The organism is Nocardia farcinica (assembly GCF_001182745.1).
In the GTDB taxonomy this organism is placed as follows: Bacteria; Actinomycetota; Actinomycetes; order Mycobacteriales; family Mycobacteriaceae; genus Nocardia; species Nocardia farcinica.
Genome location: NZ_LN868938.1, coordinates 3,594,197 through 3,610,895 on the forward strand (window position 1 = coordinate 3,594,197; position 16,699 = coordinate 3,610,895).

14 protein-coding genes are annotated in these 16,699 nt (G+C 69.3%); 11 read left to right on the top strand and 3 right to left on the bottom strand.

Translation table 11 applies throughout. The features are described 5' to 3' along the window. Nucleotides 1–297 precede the first annotated feature (297 nt). The gene (locus tag AMO33_RS33120; protein ID WP_425298883.1) at nucleotides 298–1,569 is read right to left on the bottom strand and encodes a sensor histidine kinase; all 1,272 of its coding nucleotides are present in this window, start codon (nucleotides 1,567–1,569) and stop codon (nucleotides 298–300) included. A gap of 16 nt (nucleotides 1,570–1,585) precedes the next feature. After that, a complete protein-coding gene (locus AMO33_RS16750) occupies nucleotides 1,586–2,281 on the bottom strand; it encodes a response regulator transcription factor (protein WP_060593182.1) in 696 nt (231 codons plus the stop codon). 194 nt (nucleotides 2,282–2,475) lie between these two features. Between AMO33_RS16750 and AMO33_RS16755 the strand changes: the two genes are divergently transcribed. From AMO33_RS16755 to AMO33_RS16770, 4 genes are all read left to right on the top strand, one after another. Beyond that, nucleotides 2,476–3,840 (top strand): hypothetical protein, encoded by a 1,365-nt coding sequence (locus AMO33_RS16755; protein ID WP_060593183.1) that lies wholly within the window; start codon nucleotides 2,476–2,478, stop codon nucleotides 3,838–3,840. Nucleotides 3,841–4,140: 300 nt separating this feature from the next. Beyond that, on the top strand, nucleotides 4,141–5,154 hold the full coding sequence (locus AMO33_RS16760) for a hypothetical protein (RefSeq protein WP_060593536.1): 1,014 nt from the start codon (nucleotides 4,141–4,143) through the stop codon (nucleotides 5,152–5,154). Next, nucleotides 5,138–6,607, top strand: a complete 1,470-nt coding sequence (locus tag AMO33_RS16765) for a hypothetical protein (RefSeq protein WP_373457318.1) — start codon at nucleotides 5,138–5,140, stop codon at nucleotides 6,605–6,607. Before AMO33_RS16760 ends, AMO33_RS16765 begins: the two co-directional genes overlap by 17 nt. 85 nt (nucleotides 6,608–6,692) lie before the next feature. After that, nucleotides 6,693–7,898, top strand: coding sequence for a metallophosphoesterase (locus AMO33_RS16770; protein ID WP_060593537.1), 1,206 nt, complete (start codon nucleotides 6,693–6,695; stop codon nucleotides 7,896–7,898). A 323-nt stretch (nucleotides 7,899–8,221) separates the two neighbouring features. Here AMO33_RS16770 and AMO33_RS30400 read toward each other — a convergent pair whose 3' ends face one another. Beyond that, entirely contained in the window at nucleotides 8,222–8,413 is a 192-nt protein-coding gene (locus tag AMO33_RS30400) for a hypothetical protein (RefSeq protein ID WP_174520485.1), read from the bottom strand. 104 nt (nucleotides 8,414–8,517) lie between these two features. Here AMO33_RS30400 and AMO33_RS16780 point away from each other — a divergent pair, with 104 nt between their 5' ends. The 7 genes from AMO33_RS16780 (at nucleotide 8,518) to AMO33_RS16810 (ending at nucleotide 16,440) form a co-directional block, all read left to right on the top strand. Beyond that, nucleotides 8,518–9,978 carry an aminotransferase class I/II-fold pyridoxal phosphate-dependent enzyme gene (locus AMO33_RS16780; protein ID WP_060593186.1) on the top strand — a complete coding sequence of 487 codons (1,461 nt, stop codon included), beginning with the start codon at nucleotides 8,518–8,520 and terminating at the stop codon, nucleotides 9,976–9,978. Between the two features lie 41 nt (nucleotides 9,979–10,019). After that, the gene (locus AMO33_RS16785) at nucleotides 10,020–11,006 is read left to right on the top strand and encodes an adenylate/guanylate cyclase domain-containing protein (protein WP_011207216.1); all 987 of its coding nucleotides are present in this window, start codon (nucleotides 10,020–10,022) and stop codon (nucleotides 11,004–11,006) included. Nucleotides 11,007–11,137: 131 nt separating this feature from the next. Next, complete coding sequence (locus AMO33_RS16790) at nucleotides 11,138–11,920, top strand: RluA family pseudouridine synthase (RefSeq protein ID WP_060593187.1); 783 nt, start codon at nucleotides 11,138–11,140, stop codon at nucleotides 11,918–11,920. Between the two features lie 93 nt (nucleotides 11,921–12,013). Next, entirely contained in the window at nucleotides 12,014–12,793 is a 780-nt protein-coding gene (locus tag AMO33_RS16795; RefSeq protein WP_060593188.1) for a metallophosphoesterase, read from the top strand. Between the two features lie 42 nt (nucleotides 12,794–12,835). Continuing rightward, nucleotides 12,836–13,501 (top strand): hypothetical protein, encoded by a 666-nt coding sequence (locus tag AMO33_RS16800; RefSeq protein ID WP_060593189.1) that lies wholly within the window; start codon nucleotides 12,836–12,838, stop codon nucleotides 13,499–13,501. Between the two features lie 57 nt (nucleotides 13,502–13,558). Then, nucleotides 13,559–15,706 (top strand): ABC transporter ATP-binding protein, encoded by a 2,148-nt coding sequence (locus AMO33_RS16805; protein WP_060593190.1) that lies wholly within the window; start codon nucleotides 13,559–13,561, stop codon nucleotides 15,704–15,706. After that, nucleotides 15,703–16,440, top strand: coding sequence for an energy-coupling factor transporter transmembrane component T family protein (locus tag AMO33_RS16810; protein ID WP_011207212.1), 738 nt, complete (start codon nucleotides 15,703–15,705; stop codon nucleotides 16,438–16,440). Before AMO33_RS16805 ends, AMO33_RS16810 begins: the two co-directional genes overlap by 4 nt. The last annotated feature ends 259 nt before the right edge of the window (nucleotides 16,441–16,699 follow it).

The following is a 16,699-nucleotide window of genomic DNA, read 5'->3' on the forward strand; positions in this document are numbered from 1 at the left end:
CGGCCAGTTGCTGGAAATGCGACCGAAGGCGGATTTGTACCGACTCACACAACCCGCCCACGCCGAGCCGGCGAGGCGTCGCCGCATCTCGTCGTCGTAGCGCTGTTCGACCTCCGCGCGGTTCTCCAGGACCCCACCCGGGTCTCGCGCCACCCACCAGCGAACAAAGGTCACGCAGCGTGCTCGTTGGAGATCCGCCCGTCGCGCACACCAACCAGGGGATCAGCGAGATCGCGCGAGCCGTCGAAAGCGGCGGCACCGAGCCGCCTCGTATACCGCGATACGAGCCCAAACCACTTATGGGACCCGCCGATCGATTGCCATGCGGCGCCACCCAACACGGCAGCCTGACAGATCAGCGGCGTGAACACCCAACCGCGGAGCTACTGAACGGAAGCCATGGGCTGTCGGTAGCCCCAGACCCGTTTCATCCGCACGGCGAGACCGGCACACAGCGCTGGCCTGCGCAACTGAGCGCAACCCTCCGGTCAGCCGTCGGTGTGTGACGGTGCCGCAGGTAGTTGCACGGTGACTCGGAGCCCTCCGGAGGGACGGGGAGTGAGGGTTAGGGTTCCGTTGTGAGCGCGCGTGATGCTCTGGACGATCGCCAGGCCCAGCCCGGCACCCGCGTGGTCGACGTGCACGCGTTCGGTGCCGCGGCGAAACGGTTCGACCAGCGTGGGAACCACGTGCGGCAACACCTTTTCGCCGGTGTTCTCGACAGTGATCGCGACCGTACCGGGATGCGCGCTGGTCCTGCGAGACGCTGCCACGATCGGGCACGTTGTAAATGATCGCGTTGTGCACGAGGTTGGTGATCAACTGCAGGAGGAGGGCGGGCGAGCCCATGGTCGGGGTTATGTCGCCGGAGGTCTCCATAGCGATACCGCGTTCTTCCGCGAGGGGGAGAAGTGTTTCCGCGGCTTCTTCCGCCATGAGGGACAGGTCGACGTGCGCTCGCGGGAAGGAACGCTGATCGGCGCGGCTGAGCAGGAGTAATGCCTCGGTCAGGTCGATCGCTCGGGTGTTGACGGTACGAAGTCGTCGGATGAGTTCACCGGTGTCGACGTCCGGGTCGTTGCGGGCCACGTCGAGAAGTGCCTGTGTGATCGCCAGCGGAGTGCGCAGTTCGTGGGAAGCGTTGGCGGCGAATCTCCGCTGTTCGGCTACGTGGGCTTCCAGCTGGGCGAGCATGGTGTCGAAACTGTCGGCGAGTTCACGGAACTCGTCGCTGCGCCCCGGCAGCCGGATCCGCAGGGACAACGATCCGGACGCGGCCGCCCGGGTGGCCTGCGTGATTCGAGTCAGGGGCGAGAGTACCCGACCGGCGAGAATCCACCCGCCTACGAGACCGAACACCAGCAGAAACCCCAGCACAAGGATTGCCGCCGGGACGAAGACGGCGGCGCCGAAGCTGCCTGGATCGAAGACGCGCCGGAAGTCGGACAGATCGGGAACGAATAGGGCGTTCGATCTTCCTCGCAGCAGGAATACCCACACGGCGGCGAGCAGCAAGGCACCGGCGAGCATGAGAAACCCGACGTAGCTGAGGGTCAGTTTCGCGCGCACGCTCAACCCTTGACGCCTAGCCACGCTCCGCTTTCCGGTCGTCGGTATCCGTTCCGGTATCGATGCGGTAGCCGACACCGGGCACGGTGGCGATGAGCCATGGTTCGCCGAGCCGTTTCCGCAGCGCGGAAACGGTGATACGCACGGCGTTGGTGAAGGGGTCGGCATTCTCATCCCATGCCCGTTCCAGTAGCTCTTCGGCGCTGACGACACCGCCTTCGGCAGCGACGAGAACTTCGAGCACGGCGAACTGCTTGCGGGTGAGCGCCACATAGCGCCCGTCCCTGTAGACCTCGCGACGGAACGGGTCCACTCGCAGGCCCGCGATCTCCCGCACGGGTGGTCTGCTGTGGGCGCGCCTCCGGTCGAGCGCCCGCAGCCTCAGCGCGAGTTCACGGAGCGCGAATGGCTTGGTGAGATAGTCGTCGGCGCCGAGCTCGAAGCCGGAGGCCTTGTCATCGAGCCGGTCGGCGGCGGTGAGCATCAGTATCGGCATGCCGGTACCGGACGCGACGATGTGTTGTGCGATCTTGTCACCCGAGGGCCCCGGGATGTCGCGGTCGAGGACCGCTATGTCGTATTTGTTGATGCTCAGCAACTCCATGGCTGTGTCACCGTCGCCCGCGATATCCGCCGCGATCGCTTCCAGCCGCAGCCCGTCACGGATGGCCTCCGCCAGGTAGGGCTCATCCTCTACGACCAGCACGCGCATGCTCTCGATCCTATGAGGCGCATCATTTCGCCAACGTATCGAAAATCGCATACAGGTCGGCAACACCGCTGCGCCTTGACTGGTGGCATGAACGACAACAGCCGCCGGCGGCATGACGAATTGCGCCCTGAGGCGATCGAGCACGGCTGCCCCGCCATGTATGCCGACCCCGCACACGATCAGAGGATGCAGCAGTGACGACGGCTGTAACCACGACCGCCGAACGACCGGAGCCGGCTGGACGAGCGCGGTGGAATCCACTCACGCGTATCGCGTTCCGGTTCTGTTTTCTGTATTTCGGCTTGTTCTGTCTTCTGACTCCGCCGTTCGTGTTCGTGCTGACCGGACTGCTCGGTCGCCGGCTCGGTTACGACGCACAGTTCTGGCACATCCGGAAGCTGCAGCCCCTCCTGAACTGGGTGGGCCGGAGCCTGTTCGGCGCCGACGTACAGCTGTATCCGACAGGGGTCGGTGATCAGGCGATCTTCTGGGTGCTGTTGTTCTGCATCCTGGTCGTGGCGGTCGCCGGCGTAGCGGTGTGGTCGGTGGTGGACCGACACCGCAGCGACCATCGCACACTGGCGGCCTGGTATCTACTCGGCATCCGGATAATGCTGGCTGGTCAGTTGCTGAGCTTCGGCTTCGCCAAGGCGATTCCGACGCAGATGCCGGAGCCGTCGCTGACCACGCTGTTGACCAAGTACGGCGACCTCACGCCGATGGCCGTGCTGTGGTCGCAGGTAGGTGTGTCGAGACCATACGAAATGCTGCTCGGCGCGGCAGAAATCACCGCGGCGATCCTGCTGTTGATTCCACGAACCGCGCTGCTCGGCGCGATGCTGGCGCTGATCGACACCCTGCAGATCGTAGTGCTGAACATGACGTTCGATGTGCCGGAGAAGATCTCGTCGGTACATCTTCTGCTCATGTCGGTGGTGCTGCTGGCACCGGAGGCACGGCGGCTCACACGAGTGCTGTTGCTCGACCGTGCGACCGGCCCGTCCGCCGTACCGTACCCGTTCCGCACCAGGACATCCCGCCGGATCGCGGCACTGATACAGGTCGCGCTCGGCATCTGGATGACGGTGGCTCTCGTGCTCGGCGGCCTGCACGCCTGGCGTTCCGGCGGCCCCGACCGCCCCAAACCGCCGCTGTACGGCATCTGGTCGGTGTCTCAGTACACCCGCGACGGACAGGTGGTGCCACCGCTGACCACGGACACAACCCGGTGGAAGACAGTGGTGTTCGACTATCCAGGCACCATCAGCTTTCAGCGTATGAACGACACCCTGGCGACCGTTCCCGCCGACGTGGACGCCGCGTCTCATCGGATCCGGCTGCTCCCGGGGGCACCGAAATCGAGGCCGATGGTGAGATCCGAGCAGGGTCAATATCCTCTGGGCACTCTCGATTTCCAGCAAACAACCTCGGAAACAGTCCTACTGACCGGCGAGCTCGACGGCCACCAGGTCACCATGACGCTCGACCGGATCGACCCGGACAGCTTCCCGCAGCGAAGCACACCGTTCCGCTGGGTACAGAACCGCCCGAACTTCTGACCGGGCACAGGGACAGTCCCGTCCGTTTCGATCCGGGTACACATCTCGTCATCGCGGGCCGCGGGCCGGGCTCCGTCGCCGGGCCGGCGGCCCCGGCCCGCTGCGACTGGGCGATCGGGAACCCGGCTCGACCAGCGTCGACGAGTGGTCGTCGACGAGGGCCAGAACCTTGTAAACCGACCGATCGCCCCAGGACGGCCCTGCCGGTTGCGGATCGCAAGTGTCCATCCCGTCCCATCTGTCACCGGTCGTCGATATTCTCCGTTGCGTAGTCGAGCCGCAATGGTCTGGGAGGGTGCGATGGTGGAACAGCTCGACGTGGGCAAGGCCAAGCTCAAGGTAGGCAACGCCAAGGAGGGCATCGGCAGAACCGTCGACGGTATCGGCAAGGCAGCGCGAACCGCGTCATCACAGTTCGCCGGTCAGATGGGCAGCGTCAAGGACGCCGCGAGGGGCAGGGTCGAGAAGCTGACCGCGAAAGGGCCGGACCCCTACGAAGTGGCCGTGGCGGAGTACAACGGCGCCTTCACGGCGATGGCCGACCGGGGCCTGTCTCTGTTGCGTCAACGAGAGCGTTCGACGGACCTGATCGAGCTCGTCGAGCAGTTGGTGAACAGCATCGCCAACACCCCGAAGTCCTTCGATACCGACTTCGACGAGATCGAGGTGCACCGGAAACGGTTCTTGAACGCAGAGGATTTCGCCCGAGCAGAGCTGGCGGCAGCGCGGCTGTCGGCCGCCGGCGCCGGCGCCGGGTTCGCGGCGGGCACGGCGGTAGCGGGCCTGGCACCGTCGGCGGCGATATGGGTCGCCACCACCTTCGGAACGGCGTCGACCGGGACCGCGATCTCGACCCTTTCCGGAGCGGCAGCCAGCCAGGCAGCATTGGCGTGGCTCGGGGGCGGCGCGCTGGCTGCCGGTGGCGGCGGCACCGCGGCAGGCACCACACTGCTCGCGCTTGCCGGCCCGATCGGCTGGACGATCGCCGGCGCAACCCTGCTCGCGTCCATCGCGCTGTTCGCGAAGAAGAAGTTCGAGAGCCGAGAAGCGAAGCACGAAGCGCTGGCTGCGATCAAACGCAACACCGCCCTCGTCGAAGGCATGGATGCGCAGATCGATGACCTTCTCCAGCGGACGACCTCCCTCCGCGAAGGGTTGGTGAAGAGTTACGGCGATGCCCTGGTGTACTTCCGCGCCGATTTCCGCGCGCTCGCCCCGGCGGAGCGGTCGGCACTCGCTACGTTGGTGAACAACACGAAATCGTGCGCGGCCCTGCTGAGCGTGCGCATCGAGCAGGATGGCGACAGTGCGTGACGCCGCCGAATTCGTCACCAGCATCCAGGAGCAGGCAGTTGCCTCCTGGGCGAGCTATCTCAACCAGCTCCGCCTGGACAATCTTCTGAGCGCGCTCAGCCGGCAGGACGAGCACCTTCGGGACGCGCTCACCAGCGTCGAGGAAGCCGTCAAGACGATCGACCTCGAGGTGGTCGCCGCCAACCGCGGCGGACAGTCCGGTATGCACGGCTTCATCGCCGAGGTCGCCGAGGTCGGTATCGGCAACGCCCGAAGGCAGATCCTCGGCCACGAGGCCATCTACCAGTGGGTCGACGACAACGGACCCGTCGACCTGATGCGCGGAAGTGTCGAGATCCAGCAGAAGTTCGTCGCAGCGGGTGGGCGCTTTTCCTTGGGCGCGATCGCCGAGCACTTCCAGAAGTACCCCGAGTACGTGCGCAACGGTGGGAAGTACCAGATCCCCCGTGATCATTTCGAGGTGATCCAGCGGCTACGTGCTATGTCCCCCGAGGAAGCGAGCAAGCTACTGTCGCGCAGCGGCGACGGACCTTCCCTCCGAGACTGGCAGCGGGTCCAGGCGTTCTTCCAAGACGGGTCGGTCGGCTTCGAATCGCTGGAACCCTCGATGCTCGAGTACGGCGACGTGCAGCGCGATGCTTACACCGCGACCATGGCGGCCGAAAGAGACTCGCTCCGCGCCATGGACCGGTCCTTGCGCGAGGATGCCCACCAGCGCAGCCTGCCGACGCCGGGAGAAGGAGGCCGGGCCACACTCATGGCCGCAGCGACCGCGGGCGGCACCGCATTCGTGCTGGCCGTGGTCGCCAAACGCCGGGAAGGCAAGCGGCTGAACGAGTTCAGCGCCACCGACTGGATGCAGCTCGCCGGCACGACCGGCGCGAGTTTCGGCAAGGGCGGCGTCCGAGGAATGAGCATCTACGCGCTCACGAATTTCACCGCGACCTCCGCTGCGGTCGCCGGCTCCATCGTCACCACGTCCTTCAATATCGCGGAACAAGCGAACAAGCTCCGGCGAGGCCAGATCGACGAACTCGAGTTCATCGAGAACTCCGAGCTCATCGCCTTGGAGGCCGCAGTACGTGCGCTGTCCTCGCTCGTCGGCCAGGCCACCATCCCCATCCCGATCCTCGGCGCTGTCATCGGCACCGCCGTCGGCACTGTCATGTACAAGGCCGCGGCATCGTCGCTGACGAAGCGAGAGGCGGCGCTGATCGAGCGCTACCTCGACGAGCAGCGCACGCTCGACAAGGAACTCGCCGCGGAGCACCAGGCCATCCTGGACAGCCTCGACCGGAGCATGTCGCGTTATCTCGGGTTGCTCGAACGAGCTTTCTCGCCTGACGTGCAGGTTGCGCTTGTCGGCTCGGTCGAGCTGGCGGTGGAAATCGGCGTGGCTTCGGACGAGATCCTGGATTCCGAGGAGAAGGTCGACGCCTTCTTCCTCGATTAGGGTGCCTCAGCCCATCCGCTACCAGCTGCGGCCTGCCGGAAACGCGTAGATTCGCGGGGGCAGGAGACCTTCGGAAGGTGTGGGTGTGGGCAGAGTTGTGGCGTTGCTGGTGATCGCCGTGTTGGTCGCGATCCTCGGCCTGGCGCACTGGTATGTGTGGCGGCGGCTGGTTCGGGACACCACGGCGGCGGGGTCGGTCGGGCGGCGGGTCGGCACCGGTGTGGTGGTGGTCGGCGGGGTGTTCCTGGTGGGCACGCTGGCGACGCGGGCGGACTTCGTGCCGTTCGCGGTGGTTCGGGTCGTGTCGACGGTCGGGTACCTGTGGGCGGCGGTGTTCGTGTACCTGTTGCTCGGGGTGCTCGTCGGGGAGGTCCTGCGGCCGGTGTTGGTGCGGTTGCCGTTCGGACGGGGCAGGGTCGAGCCTGCTGCACCCGCCCCTGAAGCGCCGAATCCATCCACAACCGTCCCCACCCTCTCCCGCCGCCTGTTCGTCAACCGCGCGCTGGCCGGTGCCACCGCGCTGGCGGCCGTCGCGACGGTGGCGGGCGGCACCCACAACGTCCTCAACGGCCCCGCCGTCAACCACGTGCGGATCCCCATCCGAAGGTTGTCGCCCGAAGCCGCCGGGTTCCGCATCACCCTGGTCAGTGACCTGCATCTGGGTCCGGTCCTCGACGCCGACTTCGCCCGCAAGGTGGTCGACACGGTCAACGGCACCGAACCGGATCTGATCGCCATCGCCGGTGACCTGGTCGACGGCACCGTGGCCGACCTGCGCACTTCCACCGCCCCGATCGCGGACCTGCGTGCCTCGCAGGGTGTGTTCTTCTGTATGGGCAATCACGAGTACTACTCCGCGCCGGACGAGTGGATCGAGCACCTGCCGAGTCTCGGCGTGCGGGTGCTGCTCAACGAGCGGGCCGAGTTGCCGTGGTTCGACATCGCCGGTGTCGACGACATCGAGGGCGAAGCGTACGACCGCGGGCCCGATTTCGACGCCACGCTCGGCGGACGTGACCCGGCGCGGCCGTGCGTGCTGCTCGCGCACCAGCCGGTGCTGGTGCACGACGCCGTGGACTACGACGTCGACCTGGTCCTGTCCGGTCATACGCACGGCGGCCAGATCTTCCCGGGCAATCTCCTTGCCCGGCTGGCCAATCCGACGGTCGCCGGGCTGGAGCGCTACGGCGACACCCAGCTCTACGTCACGCGGGGCGCGGGCGCGTGGGGGCCGCCGGTGCGCGTCGCCGCCCCGTCCGACATCACCGTGCTGGAACTCGTCCCGGCCTGACGGCACGCTCAGCGGGGGTCGTCGTAGTCGGACGGCCACATTGGCGTGGGATTCACCGTGAGCGTTCCCACATTGCCGGGCTGGACAGCGCCTGGAAACTCGGCGCGGTATTCCGGGTACGCGGTGGCAGACCCTGCCGGGAAGCTCCGAACCAGCGGACTGGAGTTCGGCAGGACCGTGTCCCCGTGCCGCCCGGTCCTGCCGTCGGCCATCGGCTGGATGAGCTGCCGAATCGCGCGCATGGATTTCGGTGGTGATCCCGCTACCTGCCATCCGAGGTTCGGCCTGCGTCACCGTCGTCGCGACCCTCCCGCCGACCGAGTTCACCAGATCGGATTCTGCCCGTAGATCTCCCGGTATTCCTTCCCGAACGCTCGACGCCCCAGCAACCGCCAGGCCAGCCGGGCGGGCAGCGGCATTTCGGCGAGGAACTTCATGCGTTCGGCAGCCCGCGGGAAGGCTGCCGAACTCTGCTTGCTGACCCCCCAGCAGGCGACGCGGCTGCTGGGCCGCATGGTCGACCGAGGAAAGCTCATACGGATCGGCGAGCGCAAGGCGACGGTGTACGACCTGCCGAACGCCGTCGGTTAGCGGGTGGGTCGCCGGGTAATTCCCGGGTATGGATCATTCGCGAGCTCCGCTGGTCGAGGCGTTGGAGGAATATCACCGGCTCGGGCGGTACGGGTTCACGCCGCCGGGGCATCGGCAGGGGCGGGGGGCCGATGAGCGGGTGTTGGAGGTGATCGGGGCCGACGCGTTCCGGGCGGACGTGCTGGCCTCGGCGGGGTTGGACGATCGGCTCTCGCGGGGTGGGTATCTGTCGGACGCGGAGAAGTTGATGGCCGACGCGGTGGGGGCGGATACGGCGTTCTTCTCCACCTGCGGCAGTTCGCTGTCGGTGAAGGCGGCGATGATGGCGGTCGCGGGCGGGCAGGACGGCGGGCTGCTGGTGCCGCGCGACAGTCACAAGTCGATCGTGGCGGGGTTGATCTTCGCGGGGGTGCAGCCGCGGTGGATCACGCCGAGATGGGATGAGCAGCGGCACTTTTCGCATCCACCGTCGCCGGAGCAGGTGCGTGAGGCGTGGGAGCGGCACCCGGACGCGGCGGGGGCGTTGATCGTGAGCCCGAGCCCGTACGGGACGTGCGCGGACATCGAGGGCATCGCGAAGGTGTGTCACGAGCGGGGCAAACCGCTGATCGTGGACGAGGCGTGGGGCGCGCATCTGCCGTTCCATCCCGACCTGCCGACGTGGGCGATGGATGTGGGCGCGGATCTGTGCGTGGTGAGTGTGCACAAGATGGGCGCGGGCTTCGAGCAGGGGTCGGTGTTCCACCTGCAGGGTGACCTGGTGGATCCGGCCCGGTTGAGCGCGTGCGCGGACCTGCTGATGACGACCAGCCCGAACGTGCTGGTCTACACGGCGCTGGACGGCTGGCGCAGGCAGATGGTCGAGCACGGGCGCGAACTGCTCGGCGAGGCGTTGCGGGTGGCGCGGCGGGCACGCACCGAGCTGGCGCAGATCCCGGGCATCGAGGTGATGGAGGACGAACTGCTCGGCGTGGAGGCCTCCCACGACCTGGACCGGTTGCAGGTGCTGATGGACATCTCCGGTACCGGCGCCACCGGCTACGAGGCCGCGGACTGGCTGCGCGAGAACCGCCGCATCGACGTCGGCCTCTCCGATCACCGGCGGATCCTCGCGACGCTGTCGTTGGCCGACGACGACGAGACGATCACCACGCTGGTGGACGCGGTGGCGGCCTGGCGGGAACAGCTGGCGGAGCCCGCGCGGCACCATATCCGGCTGCCCGAGCCGGACGAGCTGCAGCTGGAGTCGGTGATGCTGCCGCGGGACGCGTTCTTCGGCCGGGTCGACACGGTGCCGATCGAGGAGGCACCGGGACGGATCTGCGCCGAACAGATCACGCCGTATCCGCCGGGGATTCCGGCCGCGCTGCCCGGCGAGCTGCTGAACCGGCCGGTGGTGGAGTATCTGCGCTCGGCGCACGAAGCGGGGATGAACATCCCCGACGCCGCCGATTCGGAGCTGAAAACCCTGCGCGTCGTGGCGAACTGAAGACTCTCGCCGGGGGCGACGGCGGGCCGTAAGGTGGCGGCATGGCGTCGTCGCAACTGCCCGAATTGGTCGAATCGGTGATCGAGTCCCATCTGCTCGGGGGCGAACGCGCCTTCAGCAGAACCGAGGTCGCCGAGCGCTCCGGTGTTTCCGCGGAGGTGACGCGGCGGCTGTGGACGGCGCTCGGCTTCCCGGCCAGCCCGGACGAATCGGTCGACTTCACCGACGCCGACGTGCGGGCGGTGCGCGAGTTCCGCTCGCTGCGCGTGGTGACCGACGCCGATCTGCGCAGGCAGTCCTCGGCCGCACGCACCATCGGCCAGGCGATGGCGCGGTTGGCGGAATGGCAGGCCGACCTGGTGCTCGCCGAGATCGCGACCCGCATCGCCGAGTCCGACGAGGATCCGGCGGTCAGCGCCCGCCGCGCCACCGAGGAGACGATCTCGGCGGTCGAGGATTTGCAGAGCTACGCCTGGCGTAGGCACCTGGCCGCCGCGCTGGCCCGCTCGCTCGACGGCGCGGCGCCGGGTGAGGATTCGACGCGGGAGCTGGCGGTCGGATTCGCCGACATGGTCGGTTACACCCGGTTGACCAGGCATCTGCACCCGGACGAGCTGTCCACGCTGCTGGACGCCTTCGAGTCGACCACCACGGCCGCCATCACCGAGAACAACGGCTGGGTGATCAAGAACGTCGGTGACGAGGTGATGTTCGCCGCCGACACGGCCGCCGACGCCGCGCGCATCGCGCTGGCGATCCAGGAGTCGACGATGATGGTCGGCGGCAGCCCGGAGCTGCGGGTCGCCGTCGCCTACGGGCCGGTGTTGCAGCGGTTCGGGGATCTGTACGGGTCGGTGGTGAACATCGCTTCCCGGCTCACCGGCGTCGCCCGGCCCGGCACTGTGCTCATCGACGACGGCGCGGCCGCCGAACTCGCCGACGAGAAGGAATTCCGGGTGCGGCACCTGCGCAGCGTGCGGGTGCGCGGTTTCAACCGGCTACGCCCCCACCTCTTGCGCCGCGCCTGAGCGGGTCAGCGGCCGGAGGCGGCAGCGCAGCGTCACCACGCAGGCCGCCCCGCTCAGGCGAAATCCGACACCGCCTGAGCGGGTCAGCGGCCGGAGGCGGTAGTGCGCGGGGGCGGCCGTAAGGTCGTGGCGTGGATACGGACTGGTCACGGCTGCGGGAGCGCTGTCTGCTCGCCGAGGACGACGCGGTGTTGGCGTTGAACAAGCCCGCGGGTATCTCGGTGACCGGGGAACGCCACGACACCGACATCGTGGAGCTGGCCGCCGGGGCGGGCGAACGGCTCTTTCCGGTGCACCGCATCGACAAGGTCACCTCGGGGCTGGTGCTGCTGGCGAAGGATCTGGCCGCGCACGGCACGCTCACCCGCCAGTTCACCAAGCGCACCGCCGAGAAGGCGTATCTGGCGGTGGTGGCGGGCGGCGGGTTGCCCGATCGCGGCGTGATCGAACTGCCGTTGAGCGTGGGACGCAAGAACCGGGTGCGGATCGCGGCGCCGCGGGAGTCGATCCGCGCCGAGGACGGGCGCTGGTTCGTCGACGACGCCGATCTGCTCGCGGTGAAGAACTACCCCTCCCGCACCGAGTTCGTGACCCTGGCCCGCACGGCCGACCGGACGGTGCTCGCGCTACGGCCGGTGACCGGGCGCAGGCATCAGATCCGCGTGCATCTGGCCTGGATCGGGCACGCCATCGTCGGCGATCCGCTGTTCGACAAGAGCGCCGCCCACCCGCGCGCCCACCTGCACTCGTGGCGGCTGGTCCTCGACGCGCCGTGGCGCACCCCGCCGGAACTGGACCTCACCGCCCCGCCGGATGCCGGCTTCTGGACGCCGCTCGGTGCCGGCGCCGACCCCGGCGAACTGCTGGCGGGGGCCGCGGAGTCGCTGCGTGGCGAGCCTCATGCAGACGCCTGAGCGCGACCTGAATTAGCCTGGTGACGTGCACCTGCTCGCGTGCCAGTCACGCCATGCCGCAATGCCGCGACTCCGCAGAGAAAGCGAACGCCGATGATCCTGGTGGCCCAGGTCAGCGACACCCATTTCGATCTCGGGGCGCGCAACAACGAACGCGTGGAGCGCGTGATGGCCTTCCTCGCCGACCTCGCGCATCGGCCGGACGCGATCCTGGTGACCGGTGACGTCACCGAGTCGGGCAAGCCGGAGCAGTACGCCGAGGCCAGGGTGGCCCTGCAGGCCGACATCCCGGTGTGGGCGATCCCGGGCAACCACGACGAGCGCGCCGCCTTCCGCACCGAACTGCTCGGTGAGCAGCCCTCGGACTCGCCGATCAATCACGTGCACCGGGTCGGCGCGCTGACGGTGATCATGCTCGACACCACGATCCCCGGCGAGCCGGGTGGCCGGATCGAGGAGGACACCTACCGCTGGCTGCGCGAGGTGCTCGCCGACGCGCCCGCTGCGGGACCGATCGTGCTGGCCATGCACCATCCGCCCGCGCGGCTGCACAGCCCGATCGTCGACGACATCGCCTTGGCCGAACCCGACCGGCTGGCCGACGTGGTGGCCGCCGACCCGCGCATCCGCGCCGTGCTCACCGGTCACGCCCATTCGGCCGCGGCCACCACCTTCGCGGGCCGCCCGCTGCTCATCGCGCCGAGTACCGCCTCGGTGCTGGGCGGGGCCTGGGAGGTGGAGTTGCCGCACCGGGTGATGGACTACGCGCCCGACCCGGCGGTGGCGCTGCACGTCTTCGACGAATCCGGCTCCATGACAACGCATTTCCGCACGGTGCCGATGGGCGGTTTCCTCGGCGTGGCACCGGTCTGAGCGGTCGCGTTTGGCCCGGCGCCGACCGGGCACCCGGCCGACATGACCCAGCCCTTCCGTCAGATCTTCGCGGGAGCCGCACGCCTGCGGCACGCCCGCGTCTTCCACCCGAACGGGCTCCGGCTCTCCGGTCGCCTGCATGCCGAACCCGAGTTCGAGCCACTGTTCGGCACCGGGGAACGGGCCGTGCTGGCGCGGCTGTCCAAGGGTGTCGGCACGCCCGCGGGCCTGCCCGACGTGCTCGGCCTGGCCCTGCGGGTGCTCGACCGCGACGAGCAGCCGTTCGACCTGGCGCTGGCCACCACCGGCGGCGGTCGGCTCACCCGGTTCGTCGTCACCCCGGCGCGCGGGTGGCGCAGCGCCCGCTACGGCAGCCTGCTGCCCTACCGGTTCGGCTCCGACGCACCGGTGTGGCTGTTCGCCGAGCCGGACGCGGCCCAGCCCGAGTCGCCCGCGCTGGCCGATCTCGCGGCGCACCTGCGCGAGCGGCCCGCGACGTTCGTGCTCAGCGCCCGCGGTTTCACCGGCCCGCCGCGCCGGGTCGCGGAGGTGACCCTGCATCCGGCCGACGCGGGCGACTACCGCACGGACTTCTTCGACCCGATGGCCAATCACCCCGACGAGGTCCGCATGCTGCCCGAGGTGGTCGGCCGGGTCCGGGAACTCGCCTATTCCGGCAGCCGGGAGGGCCGCGGCGAACCGAGCTGAGCCCAGCGCGAGCGCGCGGCTGGGCCCCGACCGCCATCGTCCTGGCAGACTTGTCGCGTGAGTGATCTGCCGACCGACCCTCTCGCCGGTCCCCCCGAACGCGGGCCGCTGCGGCCGATCGAGCTGGCCGCGGGTGCGGTGCTGGGCGGCGTCACGGTCGGTTTGGTCACCGTGGGCTCGGTGGTGCCGTTCGCGGCGGCGCTGCAACTGGTGGCGGCGGTGCCGATGGGCATGCTCGCGCACCGGTACCGGGTGCGGGCGCTGGTCACCGCGACCGTGGCGGCCACCCTGGTCACGTTCGTGGCCGCCGGCGTGATGCCCGCGCTCGGCGTGGTCGGCACCGCCACGATCGGCGGCATCATCGGCGGGGTGAAGCGCAGCGGGCGCGGCCTGCTCACGGTGTGTGTGGCCGCGCTGGCGGCCGGTGTGCTGTGGGCGGCCTTCACCGTCGGCTCGCTGCTGGTGTTCGCCCAGACCCGCAATCTGCTGTTCGACACCATCCGCAACACGGCGGGCGGCGTGCGCAAACTGGCCGAGAGCCGGCCGGAACTGGAGCCACTGGGCCGTGGCGTCGACGCGGCCACCGACGCGGTGCTCACCTGGTGGTGGGCCTGGGTGGGCGGCGGGGTGCTGGTGGGCATCCTGGTCAGCGCGGTCTGTTCCTGGTTCGTGCTCGGTTCGGTGCTGGACCGGCTGGCCTGGCTGCCCAGCCGCGATCGCCTGGACGCTCCGGTCGACGACCGGCCCATCGGACCGCTGCCGGTGACGTTGCGCGCGGCCGGTTTCCGCTATCCTGGCGCGGCCGCCGACGCGCTGACCGGGATCGACCTGACCGTCGCGCCGGGCGAGTTCGTCGCCGTCGTCGGTCACAACGGCTCCGGCAAATCCACCCTCACCCGCCTGCTGGCCGGGCTGCCGCCCACGTCCGGGGAGGTGCGGCGGCCCGGCTCGGCGGGCCTGGGTCACCTCGGCGGCACCGCGCTCGTGCTGCAACGGCCGGAGAGCCAGACCCTGGGCGTGCTGGTCGCCGACGACGTGGTGTGGGGTCTGCCGACCGAACTCGCCGCCCAGGTCGACGTGGCCGCGCTGCTCCGGGAGGTCGGTCTGGACGGAATGGGCGACCGGGAGACCGCGACGCTGTCCGGCGGGCAGCAGCAGCGCTTGGCCGTGGCCGCCGCGATGGCCCGCAGACCCGCCCTGCTCATCGCCGACGAGGCCACCTCGATGATCGATCCGCAGGGCCGCCGCGAACTGGTGGCGCTGCTGCGCGAACTGCCGCGGCGGCACGGCATGGCCGTCGTGCTGGTCACCCACCACGAGGCCGACGCGGCCGCCGCCGACCGGGTGGTGCACCTGGCCGCGGGCCGCATGGTCGACCGGCTGCCGGTCTGGCCGCAGCCGCTGCGCGACACCCGCCGCCGGGCGATGGGCCCGCCGGTGCTGGAACTGCACGGCGTGCGCCACACCTACAACCGCGGCACGCCGTGGGAGGCGCCCGCCCTGCACGGCATCGACCTGGTCGTCCGGCGCGGTGAGGCACTGCTCGTGGTCGGCGGGAACGGCTCCGGCAAGTCGACGCTGGCCTGGATCATCGCCGGGCTGATCGAACCGACCGCGGGCCGCTGCGAGCTGGCCGGCCGTCCGGTGACCCGGCAGATCGGGCGGGTCGAGCTGGCCTTCCAGCATTCCCGCTTGCAGTTGCAGAAGCAGACGGTCGGCGCCGAGATCGCCGACTGGGGCGGGCGCGCCACCGGCTCGGGCGCGGTCGGGCGGGCACTCGACGCGGTCGGCCTGGATCGCGCGCTCGCGGCGCGCTCCATCGAGGAACTGAGCGGTGGGCAGGCCAGGCGGGTGGTGCTCGCCGCGATCGTGGCGAGTCGACCGCAGGTCGTGGTGCTCGACGAGCCACTGGCCGGGCTGGACCCCAAGGGCCGCGCCGACATCGTGGAACTGCTTGCCCGGCTGCGTGATTCCGGGCTCACGCTGATCGTCATCTCCCACGACGTCGAGGACATGTCCGCGGTCTGCGACCGCACCGTGCACCTGCGCGAGGGCCGTCTGGTCGCGGGGGAACCGGTCGGCGCGCCGGTGCGCACCGAGGAAGCCACGCCCGCCGAGGGCATCGCGATCACCGAGGATCCGCTGCGCCCGCGCGCCGCTCGACGGGGCAGGGCGTGGGGCTTCGAACACGGGAGTGGCCGATGAGCACGGTTCTGTTGCGTCAGGTGCCGGTGGACAGCCCCGTCCACCGGCTGTGGGCGGGCACCAAGATGGTCGGGGCGTTCCTGATCAGCCTGCTGCTGATGTTGTGGCCGAGTTGGCCGGTGCTCGGGGTGATGATCGCGTTCCTGATCGCGATCGGCGTGGTTGCCCGGCTGCCGCTGGGCACGCTGCCGCGGCTGCCGTGGTGGTTCTGGGGTCTGATCGCGGCGGGCGCGCTGGTCAACCTGCCGATGGGTGGCGCGGCGGTGCTGCGGTACGCGCAGGTGGTGGTGTTCGGTTTCGTGCTGGTGACCGCCTCGTTCCTGATCGCCTGGACCACCCCGATGGGTGAAGTCGCCCCGGCGCTGGCCCGATTGGGCGCCCCGCTGCGCAAACTCAAAGTGCCGGTGGACGAGTGGGCCGTGGTCGTCGCGCTGACCCTGCGCGGCCTGCCGCTGCTGCTCGAGGAGATCCGGGTGCTGCGCGCCGCGCGCAGGTTGCGCCCCAAGGAGCGGTTGCTCGACCGGGCCACCGACAGCCCGCTCATCGACATCCTCACCGCGGCCATGGCGGTGGCCTCACGCCGCGCCACCGAGCTGGGCGAGGCGATCACCGCGCGCGGCGGCACCGGTGAGTTGACCGCTCATCCGGCGACGCCGACCCGCCGCGACGCGGTGGCGCTGGCGGTCGTGCTGCTCGCCTGCGCGGGTGCCGTCGTGGTCGACCTGCTCGTCTGACCCGAGCCACCGCGCGCCTGTTTGCTGTTCGATAGCCAGCACAGACCGTCCAGGATGGCGCGGGTCGCGTGACACCCCAGCTTCACCCCCGGCGGGGCGATCAGCCGGAAACCGCCACCAGACCATTCGGTTCCGGCATGACTCGAGGTCGGCGGGCACAACGGACATGGGCCAGCGCTTTCGGCCTCGGCGACACGAGTTCGTCTGCGGTTCCCCGATATCGCGCTGAACTGTGTCTATAGTCTCCTGCGATGGATCG

Coding starts and splice junctions, on each gene's coding strand:
- AMO33_RS16750 (WP_060593182.1), bottom strand. CDS start 2,281: ATGCGCGTGCTGGTCGTAGAGGATGAGCCCTACCTGGCGGAGGCCATC.
- AMO33_RS16760 (WP_060593536.1), top strand. CDS start 4,141: ATGGTGGAACAGCTCGACGTGGGCAAGGCCAAGCTCAAGGTAGGCAAC.
- AMO33_RS16765 (WP_373457318.1), top strand. CDS start 5,138: ATGGCGACAGTGCGTGACGCCGCCGAATTCGTCACCAGCATCCAGGAG.
- AMO33_RS30400 (WP_174520485.1), bottom strand. CDS start 8,413: ATGCGGCCCAGCAGCCGCGTCGCCTGCTGGGGGGTCAGCAAGCAGAGT.
- AMO33_RS16780 (WP_060593186.1), top strand. CDS start 8,518: ATGGATCATTCGCGAGCTCCGCTGGTCGAGGCGTTGGAGGAATATCAC.
- AMO33_RS16785 (WP_011207216.1), top strand. CDS start 10,020: ATGGCGTCGTCGCAACTGCCCGAATTGGTCGAATCGGTGATCGAGTCC.
- AMO33_RS16795 (WP_060593188.1), top strand. CDS start 12,014: ATGATCCTGGTGGCCCAGGTCAGCGACACCCATTTCGATCTCGGGGCG.
- AMO33_RS16800 (WP_060593189.1), top strand. CDS start 12,836: ATGACCCAGCCCTTCCGTCAGATCTTCGCGGGAGCCGCACGCCTGCGG.
- AMO33_RS16810 (WP_011207212.1), top strand. CDS start 15,703: ATGAGCACGGTTCTGTTGCGTCAGGTGCCGGTGGACAGCCCCGTCCAC.